The organism is Bacillus sp. FSL R10-2201 (genome assembly GCF_038008665.1).
Lineage (GTDB): Bacteria > Bacillota > Bacilli > Bacillales > Bacillaceae_G > Bacillus_A > Bacillus_A mycoides.
Map to the genome: position 1 here is coordinate 1,456,830 of NZ_JBBOZP010000001.1, position 13,452 is coordinate 1,470,281.

The 13,452-nt window shown below is 35.4% G+C and carries 13 protein-coding genes; 11 read left to right on the forward strand and 2 right to left on the reverse strand.

What is annotated here, in order from left to right; translation table 11 throughout:
* Nucleotides 1-16: 16 nt before the first annotated feature.
* Nucleotides 17-724: a purine-nucleoside phosphorylase gene (deoD, locus tag NSQ69_RS07595; protein WP_000110707.1), complete on the reverse strand. Its 708-nt coding sequence runs from the start codon at nt 722-724 to the stop codon at nt 17-19.
* Between the two features lie 174 nt (nt 725-898).
* Between deoD and NSQ69_RS07600 the strand changes: the two genes are divergently transcribed.
* Nucleotides 899-1,693 (forward strand): hypothetical protein, encoded by a 795-nt coding sequence (locus NSQ69_RS07600; protein ID WP_078206318.1) that lies wholly within the window; start codon nt 899-901, stop codon nt 1,691-1,693.
* A 4-nt stretch (nt 1,694-1,697) separates the two neighbouring features.
* Here NSQ69_RS07600 and mprF read toward each other — a convergent pair whose 3' ends face one another.
* Entirely contained in the window at nt 1,698-4,280 is a 2,583-nt protein-coding gene (gene mprF / locus NSQ69_RS07605; protein WP_002168797.1) for a bifunctional lysylphosphatidylglycerol flippase/synthetase MprF, read from the reverse strand.
* 186 nt (nt 4,281-4,466) lie between these two features.
* On the opposite strand from mprF, the gene NSQ69_RS07610 reads away from it, so the two are divergent.
* The 10 genes from NSQ69_RS07610 (at nt 4,467) to resC (ending at nt 13,293) form a co-directional block, all read left to right on the forward strand.
* A complete protein-coding gene (locus NSQ69_RS07610; protein WP_002086670.1) occupies nt 4,467-4,856 on the forward strand; it encodes a hypothetical protein in 390 nt (129 codons plus the stop codon).
* A 22-nt stretch (nt 4,857-4,878) separates the two neighbouring features.
* Nucleotides 4,879-5,370 carry a YpuI family protein gene (locus NSQ69_RS07615; RefSeq protein ID WP_002126375.1) on the forward strand — a complete coding sequence of 164 codons (492 nt, stop codon included), beginning with the start codon at nt 4,879-4,881 and terminating at the stop codon, nt 5,368-5,370.
* Between the two features lie 105 nt (nt 5,371-5,475).
* Entirely contained in the window at nt 5,476-6,390 is a 915-nt protein-coding gene (locus NSQ69_RS07620; protein ID WP_201055909.1) for a superoxide dismutase, read from the forward strand.
* A gap of 112 nt (nt 6,391-6,502) precedes the next feature.
* Complete coding sequence (locus NSQ69_RS07625) at nt 6,503-7,627, forward strand: D-alanyl-D-alanine carboxypeptidase family protein (RefSeq protein WP_002086664.1); 1,125 nt, start codon at nt 6,503-6,505, stop codon at nt 7,625-7,627.
* A complete protein-coding gene (gene spmA / locus NSQ69_RS07630) occupies nt 7,620-8,216 on the forward strand; it encodes a spore maturation protein SpmA (protein ID WP_002086662.1) in 597 nt (198 codons plus the stop codon). The genes NSQ69_RS07625 and spmA overlap by 8 nt, the downstream gene beginning before the upstream one ends.
* A complete protein-coding gene (spmB, locus tag NSQ69_RS07635; protein ID WP_002086660.1) occupies nt 8,213-8,743 on the forward strand; it encodes a spore maturation protein SpmB in 531 nt (176 codons plus the stop codon). Before spmA ends, spmB begins: the two co-directional genes overlap by 4 nt.
* 288 nt (nt 8,744-9,031) lie before the next feature.
* Nucleotides 9,032-9,760, forward strand: coding sequence for a 23S rRNA pseudouridine(2605) synthase RluB (rluB, locus tag NSQ69_RS07640; protein WP_002030733.1), 729 nt, complete (start codon nt 9,032-9,034; stop codon nt 9,758-9,760).
* Nucleotides 9,761-9,854: 94 nt separating this feature from the next.
* Nucleotides 9,855-10,376 carry a thiol-disulfide oxidoreductase ResA gene (gene resA / locus NSQ69_RS07645; protein WP_002064495.1) on the forward strand — a complete coding sequence of 174 codons (522 nt, stop codon included), beginning with the start codon at nt 9,855-9,857 and terminating at the stop codon, nt 10,374-10,376.
* A gap of 124 nt (nt 10,377-10,500) precedes the next feature.
* The gene (gene resB, locus NSQ69_RS07650) at nt 10,501-12,117 is read left to right on the forward strand and encodes a cytochrome c biogenesis protein ResB (protein ID WP_002086654.1); all 1,617 of its coding nucleotides are present in this window, start codon (nt 10,501-10,503) and stop codon (nt 12,115-12,117) included.
* Nucleotides 12,118-12,135: 18 nt separating this feature from the next.
* On the forward strand, nt 12,136-13,293 hold the full coding sequence (gene resC / locus NSQ69_RS07655) for a cytochrome c biogenesis protein ResC (protein WP_002030737.1): 1,158 nt from the start codon (nt 12,136-12,138) through the stop codon (nt 13,291-13,293).
* Nucleotides 13,294-13,452: the final 159 nt, after the last annotated feature.

Consider the following 13,452-nt stretch of genomic DNA (forward strand, 5'->3'; position numbering starts at 1 on the left):
CGAGTTCTTTAGTGTACTATTGCTGAATTGCTGCATCTAAAGCGATTTCAATCATTTCGTTAAATGTAGTTTGGCGCTCTTCAGATGTTGTTTCTTCACCAGTGAAGATATGGTCGCTTACTGTTAATACAGATAATGCATTTACACCATATTTAGCTGCTAATGTGTAAAGAGCAGTCGTCTCCATCTCTACTGCTAATACACCGTAATCTCCAAGTTTTTTAACCATGTCCATGCTCTCACGATAAAATACATCTGCTGTTAATACGTTACCAACACGAACGTGTAATCCTTTTTCTGTTCCAGCATCGTAGGCTTTCTTTAAAAGATCAAAGTTTGCAGCAGGAGCAAAATCAAAACCCGGGAATGTTAAGCGATTCATATTAGAATCTGTACAAGCCGTCATCGCAATAATAACGTCACGTACCTTAACATCTTTTTGAATTGCACCACATGTCCCAACACGAATTAAATTTTTCACTCCGTAGCTTTGAATTAATTCGTTTACATAAATAGAAATAGAAGGAACACCCATGCCTGTACCTTGAACAGATACACGCTTTCCTTTGTAAGTTCCAGTGAAACCTAACATGCCACGCACGTTATTATAACAAGTAACATCCTCTAAAAATGTTTCAGCAATATATTTTGCACGTAATGGATCACCAGGTAATAGAATAGATTCAGCAATTTCGCCTTGTTTTGCTTCAATATGTACACTCATGAAAAATCCTCCTTATTAATGTATTGATAGAAATCAATATCATTTGCATTATACACTACGACTCCTTTCAATTAAAATCTTTTTTATTTGTAATATGTGCAAAAGAGGAGGATTTCATAAATCATAATCTAGAATATATATTTAAGAGGTTTTGCATGGATAAAGAAAATAAAAATGGTAGGTGATATTTTGAAAAATCTTGTCATTGGGCTTATTGCACTAATACTTATTGTGGCAGGAGGATTTTACATAAAAAAATATCAAGAAACTGTAGAAACGACCGGAGATGTTCAAGAAGTGAAATGGGATGTGAAAAATAAAAAGGAAAATGAAAAAGCCGATATTTCGTTTCAATTGCTAAATAAAATGAATAATGAAGTTCGTGGTGTGAACGATCAAATTCGAGCAGTGATAGTGGATGGGAATTTGAAAAACATACAACAAACGAAGCCTATATTTGCTGGAAATGGATCGTATAAGCTATCTTCAGATGTAGCAAAAGGTGAAGGGTACACGATATTTTTGTATGAAAATGAAAACAAGTCCGTGGAATCATTTGCTAAGAAAGATTTTGGTGAAGAAAAAAAGGAGACAAACAAGGACAAGAATAAAAAGAAACTACCTGTCGATACTGTACTTACAAAAAATATAGGAGAGCATCAAGTGTCTCTTTTATTTGGGGCATTACATCCGAATGAGGCAACGACATTAACATTTCAGTTTCAAGCGAAAAAGGGAGAAAAGCTGAAATTAAATTCAGGGAGAGGCGAAGTCAACGCGCTATATATCGTTGATGAAACGAGGGGACATTTTTTATATGCCATTCCTGTTGATACGGATGAGCAATTACAATATCGTATTACATTTCCAGAAGAAGGAACATATAAAATATGGGGGGATTTCTATATAAATGGTAAGAAGTATGAAAAGGAGTTTAGTATACAAGTGCAAAAACGAAAAAACAGCTAAGTACTTAGCTGTTTTTTCGTTTTCCTATTAATTTTGTTACAGAGAGCATTGTAATTGGTAAAGAATGATTCTTTCGAAATGCTAAATATTTTCCACTCCATGCAGGTTTATATTTTTCTTTGAAATGTCGTAAACCGCTGAAGCTATATGTGTAACGAACGTTATTAAATATTGCAGCAGCAACTCGTTCAGACCAAAACGATTGCGTTGATAAACCGACATTTGAGAGTGGTGCCATACCAATATTAAAGGAATGGTATTCATTTTCTTTTGCCCAGTGGAATAAGTGGATAAAAATTGCATCCATAATTCCGCTAGGGGCATCTGGATAATAACGCATTAAATCAACAGATAATATGCCACTTTGATATACTGGCATAAAGGTTGTGAATGCAATGATTTTTCCTTCTGCATCAGATAATGTAGCGATAGGGGCACGACTAATATACTCACGATCGAAGTACCCAAGTGAAAATCCTTTCTCTTTTTTTCCGCCGAGCCAAGCATCAGACACTTTCTTTAATTCCTCGTATAATTCGTCTGAGAATGGTGGCTCATGAATAGAGAATGTATAACCTTCTCGTTCAAAACGGTTGAAAGTGGCTCGCATACCAGCACGTTTCTTTCCTGTTATTGTAAACGTATTTAAATCAACGACAGCCTCTTCACCAAGTTTAAAGAAGTTGTAGCCAAAATCGTGGTATAAGCTCATCCATTTGCTTTCAATTTGATAGAATACGCAAATATAGCCAAATCGATCAGCTTCAGTCAAAAATTCTTGCAATACAGTGCGGTAGGAGGATGGATCACCAATTGGATCACCTAGTACAACAAGACGTTTTCCAGTAATTGAAAAGAGAAGAAGTGCTTTTCCGTCACTACTGAAGAAGAACTGTTTATCTCCTAAAAAACCTAAATGACTAAGTACATTCCCGCCATGTTCATCTAAGAAGTTTTCTAACCTTTTATCATTAGCTGGTTGCCCGGGAAATTGACTACGGTAACGATTGGCAATTAGTGAGCCGATAAGTAAAAAAGTAGGAACGAAAAAGGCTGCTGCTAATGCACTTCGTTTAACTTGTGTAATATTTCGAACGACAAAATCAGGTTGGAACGCTTCTTTTGCACCCGCAAATAAAATACCTAAGTTTTTATATAAATATAACGTAAGTAATAAGAAGATAAATACTTTTACGATATCAGAAAGAGAGACTTCCATTTTTTCGCGTGCAAATCTTTTACGAAGCATATACAGCACAGCAAGTACGATTAATAAAATAAAGGTTTCTTCAATATCAATTCCTTTTAGGGTATTAAAGATTGCTGCTCCAATTAAAGAAACAATCGTCATATAGTAAGAACGCTTTGTTCCATAATATATGCCTCGCGAAAGAATCAGGAGGAGAATACCGAATGTTAATGATAAGCTAAAAGAAAATTGAATAAGGTGCTTTGGAGCTAAAATATGTAAGGCGTGAGCTCGATTTATACTAGTCGGTAAAATTGTTGATAGAATAACCATTAAGCCAGCGAATACTGTTAAAGCGGCGGATGCCCATGAACCTAATTTCCCTAAAAAATCACGTTGTAAAGTCCAAATTACACCAGTTGTTTCTAACGCAGGTGCAATAAATGGTTTATCTTCAATTTTTTTTATGGCAGCTCCTGTCATTTCAAAGGCTGCAAAAATGAGACCTAGGCAGAATGGTAAGATGTAATAGACAAGTCGGTATAATAACATAGCAGGTAGTAATACGCCTGTATCAACGCCGTATTGTCCTAGTCCAGTTAAGAAAACAAGGTCAAATGAACCAAGGCCACCAGGAACAAGACTTACGACACCAGCTAAAGCAGCAATTACGTAAACACCTAAAAACTTTTGAAATTCGATATCAATTCCAAACAATATTAAAATGACGTACATAACGATACCGGCAGATACCCACTCGACTAATGAAACTAATGAATATAAAACAGTTGGATTTTTCTCTTCTTCTTCCTCTTGTCCGTCTAGCTGTTTTGTTTTTCTATTTTTAATTTTAGAAAACCCAATATATATAGGAACGAAAAGAGCAAAGAAGATAAGAACAGGCCATAACCACGGTTTTTCGTGCAGAATAAAACTAGTGTCTAATATTCCAATAAGGCCGAGGAATGACAGAATGGCTAATCCGTTAATAAAAGCGGTTGTCATCCAAGCAATACTTTTAATAAGTTTTCCATTATCTTTTATATGCGGACGATATAGCATTGTACGTACACCGGCACCAACAAGACCACCAAAACCGATAAATCCATTTAAAGTGTTGGCAATCCATGAGATGCGGAAGATCTTTTGTACAGGTATATCTGCTTTTAAGTAACGAAGCATAACAAAGTCATAAAAGAACATTGTTGAAACGGCAAATGCACCGAGTGTAATCGCTAAAAATACCCCACCAGTTGGAATGTTTTTAATTGTTTCAATTGCTTCTAAAAAAGAAATGCCTGCTAATTCTTTTTTAGCTTGAAAGAAAACAATTGTTAAGACAACAAATGGGAAGATTATTTTCCCGATTTGTAAGAAACGTTTCCATGAAAACGACATAAATACAACTCTCCTTGTGTAAGAAAACTGAGACAATAATATTATTATGACAAACTTCAAGAAAAATAAAAAGTTAAATTCCTGTATAGGGAAGCTATTTTTTATATAGGTTATATTTAAAAGAATATTTCGTTTATTAGAAAATTGAGTTAAGATAAGGTGAAAGAAGGAAGAGAGGGGAAGTAGATGATTATAATAGGTTATGCAGGATATGAGTTAGAAAAAGCAAAACCGAATACATCAGAAGATTTTTTTAATAGATCTGAAGTGACATATATATTAAATAATCAAGAAAAAACCTTTTCTGTCTTATATGTTAGATATTTTGAAGAAATTTTACAAGAAATTACCCCTTTTGAAGGAAATCCAGTTTATAAAGTAGAAGAACAAGACGTATATTTACGAGATATTGTAGCGATCGCTTGTTTAGTGAAAGATAAAGAGCTACGCGCGCAGAAGCGCTTGTATCTCAATGAAGTAACAGACTTTCAACGATACTTTGATGAGGGAACAGTGGTGAAAGTACAAGAAATATTAGCTGAATTACATAAAAATAAAAGAGTAGAAATAGCGTAAAACGGCAAAGGAGAGAGAAGCCATGTCTAATTTGATGGTTGAAAATCAAACAGAACAAGTTTCTATATTTTTAGAAGATGTAATTTCCTTGATAACTAATTATGTAAATTATCATACGTTACCTTCTTTATTGGAGGAGACACCAACAGGAAACGAGCAATATTATAAAGGTATATTAGCATCAATAAGAAGACTTCTTGTTTTTTGTGAAGAAGGACTTGATGCATGTTTTGTTTTGTTGAATAGCCAACCATTTCGAAAGACCGCAGCTGAAACAGTTTTATATAAGATTTACCATCAAGTAATTGCAGAGTTTTTTTCGCCAAAGAATGATCATTGGTATGAAAATAGTCGTTCTGCTTATACAGGGAAAAATTCTATTGTTTTTCAGCAAACCCCCCCTGGGTCTATAGAACGAATGATGAAGGATTTAGAAGGGAAATTTCAATTGATGCGTGAAGAACTAGAATATTATGAGACAGATTACCAAACAAAAATGTTGCACAAATATTAATTAAGGAAAAGAAGCTAAGGATACTTAGCTTCTTTTCCTTTTGTACAGTTATATAAGGGATTTTCATTGAATATATTTAAGTGGATAGCAATAAGGAGGTGTGACATGAGTCAGCAAGGTGTATTTACAGATTACTTTCATGAAGTAGAAAGCTGGTGTGAAAGTGTTCTTCAAGTATTAGATAGCCGTGCAATGGAAGTGTATGATGTCCATATGCTTGCTTATAAAATTCAAACGTTATTAGAGCGTATGAAAGAGCATGAATACGACACAGATGCCGAGTTTATGTATGAAATAAGTGAGGATGTAGAACATATTCAACACCATTTACAGGAAGTATTTATGCAAGAAGGAGAGGAATATGAACTATGTGAAAGAGGGGATAGCGAACGAGCTGTTCCGATTGGGGGGCATACCCTTCCGCCATTACCTTATCCATATAATGCGCTAGAACCGTACATTTCACGAGAAATTATGATGTTACACCATGATAAACACCATCGTAGTTACGTGGAAGGATTAAATAAAGCAGAGAAGATGATGGAAGAAGCGAGAAAAACAAATCAATTTGATTTAATTAAGCATTGGGAAAGAGAAGCGGCTTTTCATGGATCAGGTCATTACTTACACACGATATTTTGGAATAATATGAAAAAAGATGGGGGCGGGGGTCCACGAGGGGCATTATCACAAGAAATTGAGAAGGATTTTGGGAGTTACTTACGTTTCCAAAAACATTTTACAGAGGCGGCCTCGAAAGTTGAGGGGTCTGGATGGGCAATCCTTGTATGGGTGCCTCGGTCCGGAAGGTTAGAAATTTTGCAGAGTACACTTCATCAATTGTTTACACAATGGGATACGATACCGCTCCTTGTACTAGATGTATGGGAACATGCGTATTATTTACAATACCAAAATCGAAAAGATGAATATATTAAAAACTGGTGGAATGTTGTAAATTGGCCTGATGTAGAAAAAAGATTTGAAAGTGCGAAACAAATTGAATGGACACCGTATTAGACGCATATCTCATGCGTCTTTTTTAGTGGAGGTGGAAGGAAGATTTCGTTCATATTTTAAAAGGCCAAGCATACACTTGTACAAAAAGTGCCAAAAGGACGTGGGGGGAAATATGAGACGAATTTGTATAATAATTACGCTAATTATAATGTACGCAAGCGTTATGCCAATTCCTGCATATGCAAAAATGAACGGTGGTGTCAGTGCTCGTAACGCAGTCTTAATGGAACAACAATCCGGTCGTGTGCTATATGGGAAATTAGAACATGAGCCACAAAAAATTGCTAGTATAACAAAAATTATGACAGCATTGTTAGCTGCTGAATCAGGAAAAATGAAAGAATTAGTATCGGTTAGTAATGAAGCGGTACGAGTAGAAGGATCGGCAATTTATTTAAAACCTGGACAAAAAGTTAAGTTAGAAGATTTAGTTTACGGATTAATGCTTAGATCTGGTAATGATGCAGCACAAGTAATTGCTGAAAATGTGGGAGGGAGTATAGAAGGATTTGTATATTTAATGAATGAAAAGGCGAAAGAAATCGGAATGAAAGATACGCATTTCTCAAACCCGCATGGCTTGGATGGGGATGGATCGCATTATTCGTCGGCTTATGACATGGCATTATTAACGAAATATGCAATGGGGAACGAGACCTTTAAGAAAATTTTTGGAACAAAAACGTATAAATCAGATTCTTGGGATTATCCGTGGAAAAATAAACATAAGCTTGTGACATCTTATTATGAATTTGCAACAGGGGGAAAGACAGGTTTTACGAAGAAAGCAGGACGGACGCTTGTCACAACAGCTTCAAAAGATGGACTAGATTTAATTGTCGTAACTTTGAGTGCTTCTAGTGACTGGGATGATCATATGAATTTGTTTGATAAAGGCTTTGAACGCTATAAGCAAGCGAAAGTTTTAGGACAAGGCGCACTCGCTGAAATAAATGAAAAGAAATATGCCAATCATGTTTATACGAAAAATAGTTTTTCTGTACCTTTAACTGAAGAGGAAAGAAAGAGCGTGTTATTGAAAGTTGAGCTCGATAAAAGTGCAAAACTTACGGATGGAGTAAAGATTGGGAAGACAGAAATTTATGTAGGGAACGAGAAAGTTGGAGAACGAAATTTGTTTTACAGTAAACGAAAGTTAGTAGCTACAACGGGAATGTATTGGAATAACGTAAAAGAAATATTCTCTTACATGATAGGTGTTGGGATAGATGGTTAATCTCGTATGGGCAGCGATGGCAGTTATAGGGATTGTGTATGCCATGATAAATGGAACGATGGAAGAAGTGACCAAAGCAGTGTTTGAAGGGTCAAAAGATGCTGTAACGATTTGTATTGGACTTATTAGTGTTTTAGTATTTTGGCTCGGTTTAATGAAAATTGCTGAGGAAGCTGGATTGTTAAAGAAGTTAGTATCACTTTTTATGCCGATAGTAAAAAGATTATTTCCAGAAATACCGAAGGATCACCCGTCAATGGGATTCATTTTATCAAATATGATGGCGAACTTTTTTGGGTTAGGTAATGCAGCAACACCTTTAGGTATTAAAGCAATGGAACAATTGAAAGAGTTAAATGGTGGAAAGGATTCAGCAAGTCGTTCTATGGTGACGTTTCTAGCATTAAATACTTCAGCGATTACATTAATTCCGACTACTGTCATTTCGATTCGAATGACTTATGAATCAGCAAACCCTACTGAAATCGTTGGCGTAACATTTATAGCACAAGTGTTATCGATGATTGGAGCGATTTGGATTGACCGCTATTTTTACCGGAGAAGGAGTAGAAAGGGGCGGAAAAAATGAGTATTGTAAATACAATTTCATTATGGGTAATTCCTTGTGTAATTGGTTTTATCCTTTTGTATGGCACGATAAAGAAAGTTCCAACGTACGAATCGTTCGTTGAGGGCGGAAAAGAAGGGATTCAAATTGCGGTTTCCATTTTGCCGTTTATGGTTGGAATGCTTGTATCTATTTCTATTTTCCGGGCATCAGGTGCTTTAGATGCGATGATATCGGTAATGAAGCCGATGTTAGACTTTATTCATGTACCAGCCGAAATCGTTCCACTTGCACTTATACGTCCGATTTCGGGATCTGCTGGTTTAAGTATTACGACCGACTTAATCGCTACATATGGGCCAGACTCGTTTATTGGTAGGTTAGCTTCAACGATGCAAGGTAGCACAGATACGACTTTTTATATATTAACAGTATACTTTGGAGCTGTCGGTATTAGAAAAATGGGAGATGCATTAAAGGTAGGACTTTTTGCAGATTTAATCGGAATTATTTGTTCAATTGTGTTTGTTTCCCTATTGTTTCGGTAATGCTATTCATTTTTTGCGCTATTTAGCTTATAATACGTATACGACCACTATTAACGTGTAGTTTAATAGTGGTTTTTTTATGCGGTGTTTTTGACAAAATGATGAACTTTTATCGTGGACAACATGAAAAAGTGTAAACAATAATAAAGGGTGAAAACGTGATATGCCTTTAGACGTTTATCATCATTGCTATGTTGTTAAAGATAGGCGAAGTAAATGGCATAAAGCTTAGGCGGTTGCCAAGTCTTTCTAATGTAAGGTAAGATAAATTTGAGGTGAAAAAAAGAAATGGAACGATTACAAAAAGTGATTGCGCAAGCAGGTATTGCATCGAGAAGAAAGGCTGAGGAATTAATTCAGCAAGGGAAAGTGAAAGTTAATGGGAAAATAGTGAAGGAGTTAGGAACAAAAGTAACTCCTCAAGATAAAGTGGAAGTAAATAACATCCCTCTTGAAAAAGAAGAACCTGTTTATTTTTTACTATATAAACCAACTGGTGTAATTTCAAGTGTATCAGATGATAAAGGAAGAAATGTTGTAACAGACTTTTTCCCTGAAATTAGACAACGTTTATTCCCAATCGGACGCTTAGATTATGATACGTCTGGCGTATTATTGATGACAAATGATGGTGAATTTGCAAATGTATTAATGCATCCGAGATATAAAGTTGAAAAAACGTATGTTGCGAAAATTAAAGGGCCATTAACAGGTGAGAAAATTCGCATGTTAGAACGAGGTGTTGCATTAGAAGATGGGAAAACAGCACCAGCACAAGCGAAAATTATTTCTTGGGACAAGCGTAAAGAGATGGCAATTGTACAATTAACGATTCATGAAGGACGTAACCGTCAAGTACGCCGCATGTTTGAAGCGTTAGATTGTAAAGTAATGAAATTAAAACGTGAACGGTATGCCTTTTTAGAAGTGGGTAGCTTGCGTCCTGGCGATGCAAGAGAATTGACACCACATGAGGTGAAACAATTACGTGCATTGGCTTCTACAAAGCCTCGCTAATCTATATTGTGAAACTTTCACCAGTGGAATGCTCCGCTGGTGATTTATTAAAAAATACATATATTTATCACTCGTCGAAGAGAGGGGAGACAACATGAAAAAAAATCGCTTATTATTTCGTGTTATCATTTTGCTCATTTTAAGCGGTGCGGTAGGGTTTACGCTATATCAAGGATTTTTTACTGATAAAGAGAAAATGCAAATTGGAAAAGAAGCACCTAACTTTGTTGTAACTGATTTAGAAGGAAAGAATATTGAATTAAAAGATTTAAAGGGAAAAGGTGTATTTTTAAATTTTTGGGGAACTTGGTGTAAACCTTGTGAAAAAGAAATGCCTTATATGAATGAGTTATATCCGAAATATAAAGAAAAAGGCGTTGAAATTATTGCCTTAGATGCAGATGAAACGGATATCGCAGTGAAGAACTTTGTGAAACAATATGATTTGAAATTCCCAGTTGCAATTGATAAAGGGCAAAAGATCATAGGTACATATGGAGTGGGACCATTACCAACAACCTTTTTAATTGATAAAGAAGGCAAAGTAGTAGAGCAAATTATAGGTGAGCAAACGAAGGAACAATTGGAAGAGTACTTAAAGAAAATCACTCCATAATTAATAAAGCCTTTACATAAGAGGTGCTTACGTATAGCGCCTTCGCTTTAAAAATTCTGAGTATTGCGGTAACTCTAAGCTGGAATATACAATAGTACATATAGATAAAAGGGCGGTGAGAGCTTTGAAAGAAATTAAGTGTGAATGTGGACATGTTAATCCGATAGGAACCATTTTTTGTGAAGCATGTGGGAAACCATTTGAAAGTAATGAAAATATAAAATTATTGGATATGAGATATGAGGGGAGTGCCCGGAGATCTCTCACACATACAAAAACGATAGTCGATAAAATTTGGAGTTTTTTCTCTTCTGTAAAAGTAGGTGTATGGTTAATCGTAATAACTTTAGCTGCATCGGCAATAGGAACTATCTTTCCCCAAGAAATGTACATAACTCCAGGAATCGAACCAGCTGAATATTATAAGACCGAGTATGGATTTTTAGGACAATTATACTATCAATTAGGATTTAATAATTTATATGGATCATGGTGGTACATGATTTTAATTGCTTCCATTGGTATTTCACTTGTTATATGTAGTTTAGACCGTGTCATTCCTCTTTATAAAGCTTTAAAAAAACAAGGAGTGAAAAGACACCCAAGTTTTTTGAAAAGACAGAGAGTGCACGGGACTGGTACGCCGCATGAAGGTGACTTAGAACGAGTTCAAATTAATTTAAAGAAACGTAATTATAATGTGAAAGTGGAAGATGGGAACGTTTTAGCGGAAAAGGGACGTTTTTCACGTTGGGGTCCATATGTAAACCATATTGGTCTTATTATCTTTCTATTCGGTGCAATGCTACGTTTTTTACCGAGTATGTATGTAGATGAAGCACTTTGGTTACGTGACGGTGAAACGAAAGAAATACCAGGAACAGATGGTCAATACTATTTGAAAAACGAAAAGTTTATCAAGGAAGTTTATGATAAGAGTAAGGATAAAGAAGTTTTTGATGAAGCAATTGATCGTGTTGGTGATAAAATGATTGCGAAAAACTTCCAAACAAATGCTGTATTATATAAAGCGGTAGGAGAAAATATAGCGGGTCAAAAACCAAAATTAGAAAAGGTAAAAGAAGCTGAAATTCGAGTGAATGAGCCACTGAAATTTGATCAATTTGCTGTTTATCAAGTGGATTACAAAGAAAGTGAATTTAAAAGCATGTCTTTCCATTTGCAAAACAAAGAAAATAATCAAAAGTTGGGACCGATTAAAGTAGATTTAGCGAATCCTACAGAAAAATATGATTTAGGAAATGGGTATTCTCTAGAACTATTAAGCTATTTTCCAGATTTTTATTTTGATGAGAATGGAAGGCCGAATACGAAAACAAAATTACCAAATAATCCTGCATTCGTCTTTAAAATGTTTACCCCGGAAACACCAGATGGTGAAGTTAGTTTCGTCGGTATTCAGCAAAACATAGAGCCTGACGGGAATAATAAATATAAAATGTCATTTGCAGGTGTGGAAATGCAAAATGCAACAGCTCTTACGGTAAGAAAAGATTTGACGCTTTGGATTCTCGGTATTGGAGGATTTATATTTATGGTTGGTGTGATTCAAGGTATGTATTGGAACCATCGCCGTATTTGGATACAACGTGTTAATGATGAATGGTGGGTTGCAGGCCATACGAATAAAAATTGGTTCGGCTTAAAGAAAGATATTGAAAGAGTACTAGAAGGAACAGCGATTCCACAACCACACGATAAAATGAATGAAAAAAATTAGTTAAGGTGGGGAAACGATATGGTACAAATAAGTAGTAATTTTCTGTTCGCGGCGTTTATCTTATATTTAATTGCAACTTTATTTTTTGGAGGAGCAATTAAAGAAAAAGGTAACAAGTGGGCAAATATAGGTATAACTATAACAATTTTAGGATTTATTGCACAAATAGTATATTTTGTTACAAGATGGATCGCATCAGGACATGCACCGGTTAGTAACTTTTTTGAATTTGGTACATTTTTTGGCATGATGCTTGTGGGAGCTTTTATCATTATGTACTTTGTATATCGTGTAAGTATTATTGGTTTATTTGCTTTACCGGTAGCTCTTTTATTAATCGCTTATGCAAGTATGTTCCCGAGAGAAATTTCGCCGCTTATCCCATCTTTAAAGAGTAATTGGCTACATATTCATGTAACAACAGCGGCAGCGGGACAAGCAATATTAGCAATTAGTTTTATTACAGGCGTAATGTATTTACTGAAAAATGTAGATCAATCAACAAGAAGTAAGCGTACATTTTGGTTAGAGACAGTAGTTTTCACACTTGTTTGTACAGTTGGGTTTATTGGAATAACAACGGTATTTTCTAGTATGAAATACGAAGCGAAGTTTCAATGGATTGATAAAAATGAGCAACAAGTTGAAATGAAGTATAATCTCCCTGCTTTAGTTGGACCGCATGAAGGGAAGTTAATGACAGAAAATAAATTAGAGCCAACAGTTGAAGTTCCAGCGATTGTAAATGCGAAAAAATTAAATACTGTTATTTGGTCAGTGTTAGTCGGAACGCTACTTTATATTGTATTAAGACTTGTTTTACGTAAGCGAGTGTCAGCGGCACTTCAGCCGTTAGTAAAGAATACGAATAGTGATTTATTAGATGAAATCGGATATCGTTCTATTGCGATAGGATTCCCGGTGTTTACATTAGGAGCATTAATCTTTGCAATGATCTGGGCTCAAATCGCTTGGACGCGCTTTTGGGGTTGGGATCCAAAAGAAGTTTGGGCGCTTATTACTTGGCTCTTTTATGCTGCGGTATTACATTTACGTTTATCTAAAGGATGGCATGGAGAAAAATCCGCCTGGCTTGCAGTGATTGGTTTTGCAATCATTATGTTTAACTTTATTGTAGTAAACTTAATTATCGCGGGTTTACATTCATATGCATAGAGAAATAAAATAGGAGAGTGTATGTCACTTTCCTATTTTATTTTTGTCAAATTTTCTTCTTTTTTGAGAAAAACATGACAAAGTAGCGGTTGATTCTGTAAAATGATGTCGAGGACCAAATATACTGTTCAAAAAAAATACATAGTTTTGGAAAAAAAA